General features: G+C 50.3%; 18 protein-coding genes. 16 read left to right on the plus strand and 2 right to left on the minus strand.

The window, feature by feature from the left end:
* Window positions 1–7 precede the first annotated feature (7 nt).
* The gene (locus ACOTXI_RS02140; RefSeq protein WP_213320056.1) at window positions 8–265 is read right to left on the minus strand and encodes a transcriptional regulator; all 258 of its coding nucleotides are present in this window, start codon (window positions 263–265) and stop codon (window positions 8–10) included.
* A 107-nt stretch (window positions 266–372) separates the two neighbouring features.
* Between ACOTXI_RS02140 and ACOTXI_RS02145 the strand changes: the two genes are divergently transcribed.
* From ACOTXI_RS02145 to aspC, 16 genes are all read left to right on the plus strand, one after another.
* Complete coding sequence (locus ACOTXI_RS02145) at window positions 373–1041, plus strand: LexA family protein (protein WP_111969765.1); 669 nt, start codon at window positions 373–375, stop codon at window positions 1039–1041.
* A gap of 200 nt (window positions 1042–1241) precedes the next feature.
* On the plus strand, window positions 1242–1547 hold the full coding sequence (locus tag ACOTXI_RS02150) for a hypothetical protein (RefSeq protein WP_058660281.1): 306 nt from the start codon (window positions 1242–1244) through the stop codon (window positions 1545–1547).
* A 65-nt stretch (window positions 1548–1612) separates the two neighbouring features.
* Window positions 1613–2002, plus strand: coding sequence for a S24 family peptidase (locus ACOTXI_RS02155; RefSeq protein ID WP_111969742.1), 390 nt, complete (start codon window positions 1613–1615; stop codon window positions 2000–2002).
* A 115-nt stretch (window positions 2003–2117) separates the two neighbouring features.
* On the plus strand, window positions 2118–2321 hold the full coding sequence (locus ACOTXI_RS02160; protein ID WP_110820593.1) for a hypothetical protein: 204 nt from the start codon (window positions 2118–2120) through the stop codon (window positions 2319–2321).
* The gene (locus tag ACOTXI_RS02165) at window positions 2302–2658 is read left to right on the plus strand and encodes a hypothetical protein (protein WP_150325238.1); all 357 of its coding nucleotides are present in this window, start codon (window positions 2302–2304) and stop codon (window positions 2656–2658) included. Before ACOTXI_RS02160 ends, ACOTXI_RS02165 begins: the two co-directional genes overlap by 20 nt.
* Window positions 2658–2879 carry a hypothetical protein gene (locus tag ACOTXI_RS02170; RefSeq protein WP_045261750.1) on the plus strand — a complete coding sequence of 74 codons (222 nt, stop codon included), beginning with the start codon at window positions 2658–2660 and terminating at the stop codon, window positions 2877–2879. The genes ACOTXI_RS02165 and ACOTXI_RS02170 overlap by 1 nt, the downstream gene beginning before the upstream one ends.
* Window positions 2876–3289 carry a hypothetical protein gene (locus tag ACOTXI_RS02175; protein WP_333020659.1) on the plus strand — a complete coding sequence of 138 codons (414 nt, stop codon included), beginning with the start codon at window positions 2876–2878 and terminating at the stop codon, window positions 3287–3289. Before ACOTXI_RS02170 ends, ACOTXI_RS02175 begins: the two co-directional genes overlap by 4 nt.
* Entirely contained in the window at window positions 3289–3867 is a 579-nt protein-coding gene (locus ACOTXI_RS02180; protein ID WP_421633861.1) for a hypothetical protein, read from the plus strand. Before ACOTXI_RS02175 ends, ACOTXI_RS02180 begins: the two co-directional genes overlap by 1 nt.
* An 11-nt stretch (window positions 3868–3878) precedes the next feature.
* The gene (locus ACOTXI_RS02185; protein ID WP_251843151.1) at window positions 3879–4628 is read left to right on the plus strand and encodes an ORF6N domain-containing protein; all 750 of its coding nucleotides are present in this window, start codon (window positions 3879–3881) and stop codon (window positions 4626–4628) included.
* A 2-nt stretch (window positions 4629–4630) separates the two neighbouring features.
* A complete protein-coding gene (locus ACOTXI_RS02190; RefSeq protein ID WP_063932928.1) occupies window positions 4631–5002 on the plus strand; it encodes a hypothetical protein in 372 nt (123 codons plus the stop codon).
* Complete coding sequence (locus ACOTXI_RS02195) at window positions 4986–5243, plus strand: excisionase family protein (RefSeq protein WP_058657756.1); 258 nt, start codon at window positions 4986–4988, stop codon at window positions 5241–5243. Before ACOTXI_RS02190 ends, ACOTXI_RS02195 begins: the two co-directional genes overlap by 17 nt.
* Before the next feature lie 44 nt (window positions 5244–5287).
* Window positions 5288–6580, plus strand: a complete 1293-nt coding sequence (locus ACOTXI_RS02200; protein ID WP_058657755.1) for a tyrosine-type recombinase/integrase — start codon at window positions 5288–5290, stop codon at window positions 6578–6580.
* A gap of 184 nt (window positions 6581–6764) precedes the next feature.
* Complete coding sequence (pncB, locus tag ACOTXI_RS02205; protein WP_021240866.1) at window positions 6765–7967, plus strand: nicotinate phosphoribosyltransferase; 1203 nt, start codon at window positions 6765–6767, stop codon at window positions 7965–7967.
* Between the two features lie 166 nt (window positions 7968–8133).
* Window positions 8134–9534 (plus strand): asparagine--tRNA ligase, encoded by a 1401-nt coding sequence (gene asnS / locus ACOTXI_RS02210; protein WP_023615887.1) that lies wholly within the window; start codon window positions 8134–8136, stop codon window positions 9532–9534.
* Between the two features lie 606 nt (window positions 9535–10140).
* Window positions 10141–11199, plus strand: a complete 1059-nt coding sequence (ompF, locus tag ACOTXI_RS02215; RefSeq protein WP_008499948.1) for a porin OmpF — start codon at window positions 10141–10143, stop codon at window positions 11197–11199.
* A 184-nt stretch (window positions 11200–11383) separates the two neighbouring features.
* Entirely contained in the window at window positions 11384–12574 is a 1191-nt protein-coding gene (gene aspC, locus ACOTXI_RS02220) for an aspartate transaminase (RefSeq protein ID WP_008499949.1), read from the plus strand.
* 48 nt (window positions 12575–12622) lie between these two features.
* On the opposite strand, the gene ACOTXI_RS02225 is transcribed toward aspC, so the two are convergent.
* On the minus strand, window positions 12623–13270 hold the full coding sequence (locus ACOTXI_RS02225) for an MBL fold metallo-hydrolase (protein ID WP_008499950.1): 648 nt from the start codon (window positions 13268–13270) through the stop codon (window positions 12623–12625).
* Window positions 13271–13273: the final 3 nt, after the last annotated feature.

The following is a 13273-nucleotide window of genomic DNA, read 5'->3' on the forward strand; positions in this document are numbered from 1 at the left end:
TGACATGTCACACCTCATTATTCTCAGGGGTGGACTCTGTACCCTTTAGTTCTGGCCAGATGCGTTGCCAGTTTTCAGGGTTGAGTGACTGACGGCTTACAGCTCCTCCGCTTTGGATCTCAATTTGTACGCAAATTTCAGGACCAATCACTGAGCCGGTGCTCATAACCTTGCGCAAATAGTTGATTGTTGTCCCGCAACTTTCCGCGAAAGCCCTTTTCTGTCTTGGTGAAAGACTAGCCATGTATCTCTTTAACGTTTCCATATGATGCCTCTGGATAAATCAACAGGATTGATATTACCCACAGGTAATACAATAATCAATACCCACAGGTAATTTACCAACAGGTAACAACTGCTAGAATGAAAGCTATGGACAAATACGAGAAACGCCGCTTAAGGCTCATCCAGTTGCGGGATGAATACTGCAATGGCAACGCATCAGAACTCGCCAGGAAACTGGAGCGAGAGCCTTCCTACGTATCGCGAATGCTGTGGCCAGAAGGTAAGGCAGGCAAAAAACGAATCGCTGACGGGATGATAGAAGTTATTGAGAAGGCCTTTAATTTGCCAAGGGGATGGATGGATGAAATAGGCCTAGAGAATGCAAATGTTAGCTACGTAGGTCCTTACAAACCGAGCAGATCTTATCCTGTTATAAGTAATGTTCAGGCCGGTGCATGGTGTGAAGCTGTGGAAGCCTATAGCTTAAAAGACATAGACATGTGGCTTGAATCTGATGCTCATGTACAAGGTGATGCATTTTGGCTGAAGATTGAGGGCGACTCGATGACTTCACCCACAGGCCTTAGCATACCCGAAGGTACGTATGTTCTTTTTGACACAGGCAGGGAACCTATCAACGGTAGTCTGGTTATAGCTAAGCTTTACGACTCCAATGAGGCAACTTTTAAAAAACTTGTGCTCGACGGTGGAAAATCCTATCTGAAAGGTTTGAACCCACAGTGGCCCGTGGTGCCTATAAATGGTAATTGCCGCATTATAGGGGTTGCTATAGAAACGAAAATGCGCCTCGTTTAGAAGCCTATGATCCTACACCTCAAACCCGGTTCATCCGGGTTTTTTTATCCCTGAAATCACAAGCCAAACAGATAAAGAAATAAAAATCTATAACAATCATATAATTAGAAAATAAATCGCTTTTTATTACCCGTAGGTATTGATTTGCAATGTTACCTATAGGTATATTTCATCCATCGGCAAACAACGGAGCCAATGAGATGAAGAAATCTTCCCATCAAAATACAGGCAGCAAAAAATTTAATATCCACGACAAGCTCAGAGGTAGCAATACTCACTGGTCTCATCGTTTTTCAGCCCAGCCTCATGATGAAGGTTTTAATTACCAGTTCAGAACAACCTGTGTAGATGGGGTAGAGTTTGCGGTTTACGAGCGCATTGATAATTGTTTCGTGTTAGTTGATTTCTTCAAGTCCTATGATGAAGCATGTGATGACGCTAAAAATATAATCGATGATCATCCGGACATTAAGCGGATGTTTTCCGCCAATCAATTAAGATATTAATTAATAAATCTGAATTTAATTAACACCTTTACGGGTGAGGACAGACTCACCCTAAGGAAGTGAATATGCATAATTTACTTAACCCAATAAATAAGCCAGTAGATTATCCTCGTGAATTATTTGTTGACGAAAAAGGCAAGTATACACCAGGCAAAATAATGACATGTCAGATGGGCGGGGATTCTATGCAGCCAACCATCCAGCCATGCGAACTGATCGCTTTCGCTGACTGTGGCGGAAAGATCTCAGAGGCGGGTATTTATGTTTTTACCCGTGATGTTTTCGGGCGACCATGCGTATTCGTCAAGCGTGTTGAGCCAATGCCAAGCGGCGCTCTGGTGATAATTTCTGACAATCATCATTACGAGACTTTTACGCTTGATGCCGACGAGCAGAGCGATATGCAGGTGCATGGCCGTGTGATTGCCTCAATGACTATGAGGCGCTTCGTATGACTTTCATCAAAGACAGAGCAGCTTATAAAACTGCGCGGCTTTTCTTCGAGGCCTATGGCGAAGAATACCGCCATATCACAGACCTTTTCATGCGCAAAGCTTATGGAGTCTGAATATGCTTAGCAAAGATAGTTCAATCGAAACCGCTAAAAACACAGCAGATAACCTTTATCAGTTAATGGAGTTAATTAACTCGAACATTACTGATATGGATATTGAGCAAATAATTTCCTTATCAGGCCTCTGCCTCGATTTATCGGCTCAGGTTTCTATGTGGATGGATTCGGAGTTTGAACGCCGTGAAAAACAACGTAATTGAAACATATCGCCGACGAACTTTAAAAGCAGCGTTATTACGCCACCAGCGTAAAACAGGCAGTAACTGCATTGTTATAAAGCTTAATAAAGGCGGAATTAACACGGTCGAGTTAACAGAGATTCTTCTCGATGGATTATTACGAAAATTCGAAAGGCTCGCGATCAGTGAGTACGGGAATGTCGAAGGCGTAAAAGCTATCAAGGGAATTTACAGCAGCGCTGTCGATGTTAATGGCAGTGGTGAATTTCTTACGGATAGCGGGAAGGAATTAATCGACGAGCTCATTTCTGAGCTGGTTGAGTTCGTCAAAAAACAAAAAGTGGAGGCCCGGATCTGATGGCGCTGACAGCGATACGAATTCCTGAGTGGGTACACCTGCAGGCGGTCCATGTACTCCGCCAGTTCAGAGCCAGGCGAATTCATCCCTGCCGTATGCACGGCTCCGGAAATCTGAGCCTGAGGGTTAATCGTCGCTGGCGGCTGCTGTCCCGAGACGGCGGCCAGAACTGGGAAGTGATGTCACACGAACGCTATAGCAAAGTTAAGGATCGGAAATGAACGATAAACGCACCATAAGTTCGATTGACCTAGCGTTACAGAAACACGATACGCCAGTTGGTCCACTGTTCGTGGCAGTACGCCACGGGCGCACTAAAAAATGCTTCACCCGAGACACAGCAATCAGGTATCTGGCGTTCTTCATGACGACTGAAGCTTTCAGACGCTCTGGATTTAAGCAGCGTCACCCGCGGGTACGTATTGATCGCGATGACAGGGAGGTGTGGCGAGACGGGGAAACAAAGGCTGAGTATCTGGCCGCCCACCAGCGTTGTGTTCGCCGTCTGCGTCGCATCCTGGCGCGTAAGCGAGAAATGGAGAAATGGTGTGAGAAATGGGACGCGATGCATGACCGATTCGTTAAAGAGGTTGATGCACTGCAGGCCATCAAGCCGAAAGGAGTTCAGTGATGGTTAATTCAGCCTTTACTCCGGAGCCGACATCAACAGGCATCCGTTTTGGTAACCGCGTCATTGGTTATTCCGTCGCTGTTCGCCAGCTCGACAATGGCATCTATGACAAACGAATTCCGGATGGATTAGATCTGCTGGCTTGCGTGATGGAAGCGATTGAAAGCGGCTGGTTTACCCCGGGCATCGAGAAAGAAATCATCATTTGGCGCTGGATGCTTGTTGCCGTCTTCATTACCGAGGAGCAGGCAAAGAACGGCACGGTTGAGGTTGCCAACGATTCTGGAGGTTTTGACACCGCAGTTATCTACTCAGGACAACTCGGTTCAATCAGTGTTTATCCCGCGCCAGAGCGGTTCGCACTCGCAAGCCATGTGGAAGGGTTAGCCATTGAGAAATACGGTCAGGAACTCGGCCAGCAGATGGCGCTGCGCATGTACCGGGACATGTTAGATACGGACCCTGAGAACGGGCTTCAACTCTCAAAAATGGGCCGGGAAGGTTTTAATCTCCTTCATGACAGCTTCATTGAACAGATTCAGAAAGAAGGTATGCCTGACATGCCGGTTATGCACTGAGGAGGACGAAAATGAACACTGTAACGATCAATAACAAACAGCTGCCGGCAGTCGAATATCGTGGTCAGCGCGTTGTGACGCTGGCGATGATTGATGAAGTCCACCAGCGACCAGAAGGCACCGCCCGTGCAGCATTTAATCGCAATAAAGACCGCTTTGTTCGTGGTGAGGATTATGAAGAATTAGGTGCAGACACCATACGTACGGACCTTCCCGTTGGCGTTTTTTCGAAATATGCGCCATCAGGTATTGTCCTCTTCGAATCAGGCTACCTGATGCTGACGAAACCATTTAACGATGATCTGGCCTGGAAAGTACAACGCGAGTTGGTAAGTGGTTATTTCCGTCATCAGCAACCACAACCATTGACTGAAATCGAGATGATCGCCGCGATGGCCGCCGATGCCGTTCGCCAGCAAAAGCGCCTGAATCATGTTGAAGAGCAGATCGAAACAGTCACAGAAGCTGTGGAGAACATCAAACGCGGGACCATGCGCGCCGGATATGTCGGTTACCGCCAGGTGGTAGCCAAAAGCGGAATGAGTGACGCCAAGTGCCGAAATTTGGTCAATGCCTACCGCATCCCTACAGACACGCACGAATTTATGACTCCAGACGGGCTGTTGTCACGTAGGGCTATCGTCGAACTGGAGCCGTTTATGGCCGCGTTTCGCCAGATGATGTCAGAAGCTGAACCGCGCGGCACCCGCTGGTATCACCCTAAAATGGGCCTGTTCCAGGCGATTGGGTGGGAGGGTTAAGAATGCACAAATTCTTCGTGGAGACAAACAACCTGAACACTATCAGCGATTGCCTGCAGCAGCTTGTTAACGCAGAAGAAGCGCAGCTCAGCATTGAAGAGCAACTGGCGAGATCGAACAGCTGCAGTGACTGGAGCGCATGGCGGAAAAAGGCTGAAAACGCGCTACGGGTGATCAAAGGTAAGCGACGCATCATCACAGCTCGTCTGGCTGTCCTGCGCCATGAGGAGAAGGAACGCAACCTGCAGCTGCACCAGCAGCACAATGATTTTCTGGTTCAGGCTCTTCGCGAAATTGTAACGCCCTCTTCTTTCGCGCGGTGCGTTCGCCTGGCTAAAGAAAAAGTGGAGGAGAACCATGCAAACCAGTGCTGAAATTATTCTTCTGGTGCCGAATGACTGGGTTAGCGAAAAGGTTCTGATTGCGGTTACCGGGCTTAAGCCCGGAACCATCACCCGAGCCAGAAAAGAATCCTGGATGCTTGGTCGCGAGTACCTGCACATTTCACCAGATGGCAATCCAAAGCCTTCGAGCGAATGCATGTACAACAGAAAAGCAGTTGATCAGTGGATCGAGGCTCAGAAAAAAAATCAACCAGGTGCGAAGACAGCATGAAAAGCAGTACACTCGTCAACGCTCCTGGACGTCAGGAGGGATTAATGGCTAATGCATCATACCCGACAGGCGTCGAAAACCACGGCGGTTCACTCCGCATCTGGTTTGTATATAAAGGCAAGCGTGTCAGGGAAAACCTCGGTGTCCCTGATACTGCCAAAAATCGCAGGATAGCCGGCGAGCTTCGTTCTTCAGTTTGTTTTGCGATAAGGATGGGAAATTTTGACTATGCGGAAAAATTCCCAAACTCACCGAACCTTGCCCGGTTCGGTCAGGATAGAAAGGAAATTACTGTGCTGGAGCTTACCGAAAAGTGGTCTGAGCTGAAGAGGATGGAAATCAGCTCTAACACTATGAGTCGGTACGAATCCATCATAAAAAACATGCTTCCGCGCATCGGCGAAAACAAAATGGTTTCTGCGGTGACCACTGAGGATTTGCTGTACGTGAGAAAGGAGTTGCTGACGGGTTTTCATGTAATGAAGAAGGATCACCGGACACAGGTTAAAGGCAGGAAGTCTTCGACCGTGAATAATTACATGATGCTGATGGCCGAGATCTTCCAGTTCGGAGCGGATAACGGTTATGCGAAGGAAAACCCGTTTAGCGGAATTAACCGCCTCAAAAAAGCGAAAGGTGAACCAGATCCACTCACGACAGAAGAGTTTATCCGGTTTATCCAGGCTTGCGGCCACCAGCAGATGAGAAATCTCTGGTCGCTGGCAGTCTATACTGGAATGAGGCATGGGGAGTTGTGCGGTCTGGCGTGGGAAGATATCGATCTGCATGCCGGAACCATCACAGTGAAACGCAACCTTACCCAGACGAATGAGTTCACCCTGCCAAAAACCGACGCAGGCACTGACAGGGTGATTTATCTCATTCAACCAGCTATTGATGCCCTGAGGAATCAGGCCCAGCTGACGCGCCTTGGCCGGCAGTATGAGATTGAAGTGAAATTGCGGGAATATGGTCAGTCAGTCATACACCCTTGCACTTTCGTTTTCAGTCCTCAATGCGTCAAGCATGGGCCTCGTAGAGGATATCACTACGCGGTTAATTCGATTAATAAAATTTGGGCCCCGATAATCAAGCGCGCCGGAATACGGTACCGCAACGCCTACCAGTCGCGACATACTTATGCGTGCTGGTCATTATCAGCTGGGGCAAACCCAAACTTTATAGCAACTCAAATGGGACATACCGATGCACAGATGGTTTACAAGGTGTATGGAAAGTGGATGTCAGAGAAGAGTGCCGAACAGGTTTCCCTGCTCAACCAGGCGCTTTCACGCTTTGCCCCATCACTGCCCCAAAGCATGGTTGTAGCACAGTAGTAATCTGTAAATTCAAGTGGTTAGCAGCTCTATTGCTACATTTGTATAACACGGGGCACAAAATGCCCTCGACCATAAAACGCGCTTATGTTGTGATCGGGGTTCAATAAATCACTAAACAAGGTATACTCCGGAGTTGTTTATTGTACTAAACGCTCCTGTGAGAGGATGCTACTGCGCACCTATGACTCAATTCGCTTCTCCAGTTCTGCATACGTTGCTGGATACCGACGCGTATAAACTGCACATGCAGCAAGCCGTTTTCCACCATTACTATGACGTTCATGTCGCGGCGGAATTCCGCTGCCGTGGCGACGACTTGCTCGGTATCTACGCAGACGCCATTCGTGAACAGGTCAATGCTATGCAGCATCTGACGCTGCAGGACGAGGAATATCAGTGGCTTTCTGGCCTGCCTTTCTTCAAAGCCGACTACCTGAACTGGCTGCGCGACTTCCGCTATAAGCCGGAGCAGGTCACCGTGGTTAACGATAACGGCAAGCTGGATATTCGCCTTGCAGGTCCGTGGCGGGAAGTGATCATGTGGGAAGTGCCGCTTCTGGCGGTAATCAGTGAGCTGGCTCACCGCTACCGTTCCCCGGAAACAGGCGTAGCGCAGGCGGTGGCCTCGCTGGAAAAAAAACTCGCTGACTTCTCCACGCTGACCGCAGGGCTGGACATGTCCCGCTTCCGCCTGATGGACTTTGGCACCCGCCGCCGTTTTTCGCGCGACGTACAGGAGGCCATCGTTAAACGTCTGCAGCAGGAGCCGTGGTTCGTGGGCACCAGTAACTACGATCTGGCCCGTCGCCTCAATCTGACGCCAATGGGTACCCAGGCGCACGAGTGGTTCCAGGCGCATCAGCAAATTAGCCCTGACCTCGCCAACAGCCAGCGCGCAGCGCTGGCCGCATGGCTTGCGGAGTACCCGAATCAACTCGGAATTGCCCTCACGGACTGTATTACGATGGATGCCTTCCTGCGCGACTTTGGACCTGAATTTGCGGAGCGTTATCAGGGGTTGCGCCACGATTCCGGAGATCCGGTTGAGTGGGGCGAGAAGGCGATTGCTCATTACGAGAAACTGGGCATTGACCCGATGAGCAAGGTGCTGGTCTTCTCCGATAATCTCGATCTGGCGAAAGCCGTCGAACTCTATCGCCATTTCAACGCCAGAGTGAACCTGAGCTTCGGGATCGGTACCCGGTTAACCTGCGACATTCCTCAGGTAAAACCTCTGAATATCGTGATAAAGCTGGTGGAATGTAACGGCAAACCGGTGGCGAAACTCTCCGACAGCCCGGGCAAAACCATCTGCCATGACAAGGCGTTTGTCCGCGCGTTGCGCAAAGCCTTCGATCTTCCCCAGATCAAAAAAGCCAGTTAAGCGCTTAAGGGAGCCTTCATGGCTCCCCTCTTCTTATTTATTTCTCAATTCTTCCCTTTTGACCGCGAAATTTACTTGTCTGATAGCGGATGGCAGGTAACATAGATATCCCCCCATAAGGGTGGACAAGTGTTTATTTTTTCCGACTATTAACAGAGAGAATATTATGAGCGTTGTGCCTGTAGCCGACGTACTCCAGGGCCGTGTCGCCGTTGACCAGGAAGTCACCGTGCGCGGATGGGTGCGTACCCGCCGAGATTCTAAAGCTGGCATCTCCTTCCTTGCCGTCTATGACGGTTCCTGCTTTGATCCTGTACAGGCCGTCATTAATAATTCTCTGCCCAATTACAATGATGACGTTCTGCACCTGACGACGGGCTGTTCCGTTATTGTCACCGGCGTGGTCGTGGCATCCCCGGGCCAGGGTCAGAGTTTCGAAATTCAGGCTTCTGCCATTGAAGTCACCGGCTGGGTTGAAGATCCGGATACCTATCCGATGGCGGCTAAACGTCACAGCATTGAGTATCTGCGTGAAGTGGCGCACCTTCGTCCACGTACCAACCTGATTGGTGCGGTTGCTCGCGTACGTCATACGCTGGCGCAGGCGCTGCATCGTTTCTTCGATGAGCAGGGTTATTTCTGGGTGTCTACCCCGCTGATCACCGCGTCCGATACGGAAGGCGCCGGTGAGATGTTCCGCGTCTCAACGCTGGATCTCGAAAACCTGCCGCGCACCCCGGAAGGTAAAGTGGACTATGACAAAGACTTCTTTGGTAAAGAGGCCTTCCTGACCGTATCCGGTCAGCTCAACGGCGAAACGTACGCCTGCGCGCTGTCTAAAATCTACACCTTTGGCCCTACCTTCCGTGCCGAAAACTCCAACACCAGCCGTCACCTGGCGGAATTCTGGATGCTGGAGCCTGAAGTGGCGTTCGCCAACCTGGACGATGTCGCGGGTCTGGCGGAAGCGATGCTGAAGTATGTCTTCAAAGCGGTGCTGGAAGAGCGTCCGGACGACATGAAATTCTTCGCCGAGCGCGTAGACAGCGACGCGGTAGCCCGTCTGGAGCGCTTCGTCTCTGCCGATTTTGCGCAGGTGGACTACACCGACGCGGTGGCGATCCTCGAGAAATGCGGTGAGAAGTTCGAGAACCCGGTTTACTGGGGCGTAGACCTGGCGTCTGAGCACGAGCGCTATCTGGCCGAGAAGCATTTCAAAGCGCCGGTTGTCGTTAAAAACTACCCGAAAGACATTAAGGCCTTCTATATGCGCCTTAACGAAGACGGTAAAACCGTGGCAGCGATGGACGTCCTGGCGCCGGGCATCGGTGAAATCATCGGTGGCTCTCAGCGTGAAGAGCGTCTGGACGTGCTGGACGCGCGTATGGAAGAGATGGGTCTTAACCCTGCGGACTACAGCTGGTACCGCGATCTGCGTCGTTACGGTACCGTACCGCACGCTGGTTTTGGTCTGGGCTTCGAGCGTCTGATCGCCTACGTGACCGGTGTGCAGAACGTTCGTGACGTGATTCCGTTCCCACGTACGCCCCGTAACGCCAGCTTCTAATCGGCAAAAGACTAAAATGGCCAGCCTGTGCTGGCCATTATTTTATTCTGCATTGTCAGTTTTCGTCAGCGTAAAGTCAGCATCTTCAAACCTTCACCCCGTCACAACCACTACCTGTTACGTTTTGTTTCCGCAAAATATCCAGCCACAAAAAATAAACCACATTCTTATTGCGCTTATTACATCCTCAAGCAATAGCACAAATTTCAACCAGTTTTACAGCCATCCAGAAGGCTTTTCGGCGTCATAAGAAAAAACGAGTCGTTTATCGTCTGTTTATATGAATTGCCTTTATCCAAATTAATCATAAGGAATTCATATATATAGGATAGATACTGTCGCTTAATTCACCAGGGCGTTCTGAAGTTTGAGGTGGTTCACAAAGTTCCCAAAAATACACATTTAGTTACATATATTTTCTTTTGGTAACTCAATCTTGAGAATTGTAGCACTTTCAGGCTAGCGAAACGCTTCGGCGAATGGAAAGATGCCTGTCAGATACATAAAGACACCAAACTCTCATCAATAGTTCCGGAAATATTTATTGACAGAATTTATTGACGGCAGTGGCGAGTGTCATAAAAAAACCAATGAGGGTAATAAATAATGATGAAGCGCAATATTCTGGCAGTGGTAATCCCTGCCCTGCTGGTAGCCGGTGCAGCCAACGCTGCAGAAATCTATAACAAAGACTCTAATAAACTGGATCTTTACGGGAAAGCGGTTGGTCTGCATTACTTCTCTGACTATGCTGGCAACGATGGCGACCAGACTTACGCTCGTCTGGGCTTCAAAGGCGAAACGAAAATCAACGACCAGCTGACCGGTTATGGCCAGTGGGAATACAACTTCCAGGGTAACAACTCCGAAGGCGCCGATGCTCAGAGCGGTAATAAAACCCGTCTGGCGTTCGCAGGTCTGAAATTCGGTGATGCAGGCTCCTTCGACTACGGTCGTAACTATGGCCTGGTGTACGATGCAATCGGCATCACCGATATGCTGCCAGAATGGGGTGGCGACACCGGCAAGAGCGATAACTTCTTCTCCAGCCGTAATGGTGGTCTGGCGACTTACCGTAACAGCGGCTTCTTCGGCCTGGTTGACGGTCTGAACTTTGGCGTTCAGTACCTGGGCAAAAATGACCGTGATGATGCAGTACGTTCTAACGGTGACGGTTGGGCAACCTCAGTTAGCTATGATTTCGAAGGCTTTGGCGTTGTGGGTGCATACGGCGCAGCTGACCGTACCAACAGCCAGCAAAAACTGGACTGGGGTAAAGGCGATAAAGCTGAGCAGTGGGCAACTGGCCTGAAGTATGACGCAAACAACATCTACCTGGCAGCACTGTACGGCGAAATGCACAACGCCGCGCGTTTGAGCAGCAAAGGTTTCGCTAACAAATCTCAGGACTTCTCTGTTGTCGCTCAGTATCAGTTCGACTTCGGTCTGCGTCCATCCATCGCTTACTACAAATCTAAAGCGAAAGACGTAGAAGGCATTGGTGATGAAGATTTCATCAACTACATCGAAGTTGGCGCGACTTACTACTTCAACAAAAACATGTCCACCTATGTTGACTACCAGATCAACCAGCTGAAAGATGACAACAAACTGGGCATCAACAACGATGACACTGTAGCACTGGGTCTCGTCTACCAGTTCTAATCAGTACACCTCTTTGTTATATGCTTAATGAACAGGGCTTCGGCCCTGTTTTTTTATGCCTGACAGAAAATAATGGCGACTTTTGAAAAGCCGCACGCTTTTCGTCGCAAACGGTTGGCATTTTGTAAATCTACCGTTAACCTGATAGCGGATTTCACTTCTGTAATCACAATGGAACTTCGTCATGTTTGAGAACATTACCGCCGCTCCTGCCGACCCGATTCTGGGCCTGGCCGATCTGTTTCGTGCCGACGACCGCCCTGGCAAAATCAACCTGGGTATTGGTGTATATAAAGATGAAACCGGCAAAACTCCGGTACTGACCAGCGTTAAGAAAGCTGAGCAGTATCTGCTGGAAAACGAAACCACCAAAAACTACCTCGGTATTGATGGTATCCCTGAATTTGGTCGCTGCACCCAGGAGCTGCTGTTCGGTAAAGGCAGTGCAATTGTGAGTGACAAACGTGCCCGTACGGCACAGACCCCGGGCGGTACCGGCGCGCTGCGCGTGGCGGCGGATTTCCTTGCGAAAAACACCTCTGTGAAGCGTGTCTGGGTAAGCAATCCAAGCTGGCCGAACCACAAGAGCGTGTTTAATTCTGCGGGTCTGGAAGTGCGTGAATACGCCTACTACGACGCAGCAAACCACTCTCTGGACTTTGACGGCCTGCTGGCAAGCCTGAGCGAAGCGCAGGCGGGTGACGTGGTGCTGTTCCACGGCTGCTGTCACAACCCAACCGGTATCGATCCAACGCTTGAGCAGTGGGAACATCTGGCGAAGCTGTCCGTAGAAAAAGGCTGGCTGCCGCTGTTTGACTTTGCCTACCAGGGCTTCGCCCGTGGTCTGGAAGAAGATGCCGAAGGCCTGCGCGCGTTCGCCGCGGTGCATCAGGAGCTGATCGTTGCAAGCTCCTACTCCAAGAACTTTGGTCTGTACAATGAGCGTGTAGGTGCCTGTACGCTGGTTGCGGCTAACGATGAGACCGTCGATCGCGCGTTCAGCCAGATGAAATCCGTTATCCGCGCTAACTACTCTAACCCGCCGGCACACGGTGCATCTGTCGTTGCGACTATCCTGAGCAACGATGCGCTGCGCGCCATCTGGGAACAAGAGCTGAACGATATGCGTCAGCGTATTCAGCGCATGCGCCTGCTGTTTGTGAACACCCTGGCGGAGAAAGGCGCGGATCGCGACTTCAGCTTTATCATCAAACAGAACGGCATGTTCTCGTTCAGCGGCCTGACCAAAGAGCAGGTTCTGCGTCTGCGTGAAGAGTTCGGCGTGTACGCCGTGGCGTCTGGCCGCGTGAACGTTGCAGGCATGACGCCTGACAACATGGCGCCGCTGTGCGAAGCGATTGTCGCCGTACTGTAATTTGCGCCCACAAAAAAGCCTGCGTTATGCAGGCTTTTTTTATGCGGGTTACCAGACAGGCATTTCATCCTGAAGGAACGGATTATGGAGCCGTTCATAGCCCAGCGTCGACATCGGACCGTGCCCAGGGATAAACGTCACATCATCACCCAGCGGCAATAACTTCTGTTTAATCGACTGAATCAGCTGCCCGTGATCGCCGCGCGGAAAATCGCTGCGTCCTACGCCACCTTTGAAAATCACATCGCCGGAGATCAGCAGACGGGACTGGTCATCAAAGAAGACGATATGGCCTGGCGTATGCCCAGGACAATGCAACACCTGTAAAGTCACATTCCCTATGCTAACGCGCTCTCCTTCGTTCAGCCAGCGATCGGGCGTCAGGGGCTGACACTCATCCAGGCCAAACATGCGGCTTTGGGCGGGTAACCCCTGTAGCCAGAACTCATCTTCTTTTTCCGGACCGACAATCGGCACGCCGTAGTGTTCAGCCAGTTCAGCCGCTGCGCCCACATGGTCGAGGTGACCATGCGTCAGTAAAATCTGCATAAGCGTCACGCCGCTGTCGGCGACTTCCTGCTTGATCTTCTCAGCGTCACCACCGGGATCGACAAGCGCGGCCAGTTTAGTCTGTTCGCACCAGATGAGTGAACAATTCTGGGAGAACGCGGTAACCGGAATAATACGATAGTTCATACT

This window comes from Enterobacter cloacae complex sp. BZL2005 (assembly GCF_049238885.1).
GTDB classification, from domain to species: Bacteria; Pseudomonadota; Gammaproteobacteria; order Enterobacterales; family Enterobacteriaceae; genus Enterobacter; species Enterobacter roggenkampii.

What these genes read in the sequence shown, in the direction of transcription:
- ACOTXI_RS02180 (WP_421633861.1), top strand. Translation starts at nt 3,289, where the DNA reads ATGGTTAATTCAGCCTTTACTCCGGAGCCGACATCAACAGGCATCCGT.
- pncB (WP_021240866.1), top strand. Translation starts at nt 6,765, where the DNA reads ATGACTCAATTCGCTTCTCCAGTTCTGCATACGTTGCTGGATACCGAC.
- ACOTXI_RS02160 (WP_110820593.1), top strand. Translation starts at nt 2,118, where the DNA reads ATGCTTAGCAAAGATAGTTCAATCGAAACCGCTAAAAACACAGCAGAT.
- ompF (WP_008499948.1), top strand. Translation starts at nt 10,141, where the DNA reads ATGATGAAGCGCAATATTCTGGCAGTGGTAATCCCTGCCCTGCTGGTA.
- ACOTXI_RS02200 (WP_058657755.1), top strand. Translation starts at nt 5,288, where the DNA reads ATGGCTAATGCATCATACCCGACAGGCGTCGAAAACCACGGCGGTTCA.
- ACOTXI_RS02175 (WP_333020659.1), top strand. Translation starts at nt 2,876, where the DNA reads ATGAACGATAAACGCACCATAAGTTCGATTGACCTAGCGTTACAGAAA.
- ACOTXI_RS02190 (WP_063932928.1), top strand. Translation starts at nt 4,631, where the DNA reads ATGCACAAATTCTTCGTGGAGACAAACAACCTGAACACTATCAGCGAT.
- ACOTXI_RS02170 (WP_045261750.1), top strand. Translation starts at nt 2,658, where the DNA reads ATGGCGCTGACAGCGATACGAATTCCTGAGTGGGTACACCTGCAGGCG.
- asnS (WP_023615887.1), top strand. Translation starts at nt 8,134, where the DNA reads ATGAGCGTTGTGCCTGTAGCCGACGTACTCCAGGGCCGTGTCGCCGTT.
- ACOTXI_RS02155 (WP_111969742.1), top strand. Translation starts at nt 1,613, where the DNA reads ATGCATAATTTACTTAACCCAATAAATAAGCCAGTAGATTATCCTCGT.
- ACOTXI_RS02145 (WP_111969765.1), top strand. Translation starts at nt 373, where the DNA reads ATGGACAAATACGAGAAACGCCGCTTAAGGCTCATCCAGTTGCGGGAT.
- ACOTXI_RS02195 (WP_058657756.1), top strand. Translation starts at nt 4,986, where the DNA reads ATGCAAACCAGTGCTGAAATTATTCTTCTGGTGCCGAATGACTGGGTT.
- aspC (WP_008499949.1), top strand. Translation starts at nt 11,384, where the DNA reads ATGTTTGAGAACATTACCGCCGCTCCTGCCGACCCGATTCTGGGCCTG.
- ACOTXI_RS02225 (WP_008499950.1), bottom strand. Translation starts at nt 13,270, where the DNA reads ATGAACTATCGTATTATTCCGGTTACCGCGTTCTCCCAGAATTGTTCA.
- ACOTXI_RS02150 (WP_058660281.1), top strand. Translation starts at nt 1,242, where the DNA reads ATGAAGAAATCTTCCCATCAAAATACAGGCAGCAAAAAATTTAATATC.
- ACOTXI_RS02185 (WP_251843151.1), top strand. Translation starts at nt 3,879, where the DNA reads ATGAACACTGTAACGATCAATAACAAACAGCTGCCGGCAGTCGAATAT.
- ACOTXI_RS02140 (WP_213320056.1), bottom strand. Translation starts at nt 265, where the DNA reads ATGGAAACGTTAAAGAGATACATGGCTAGTCTTTCACCAAGACAGAAA.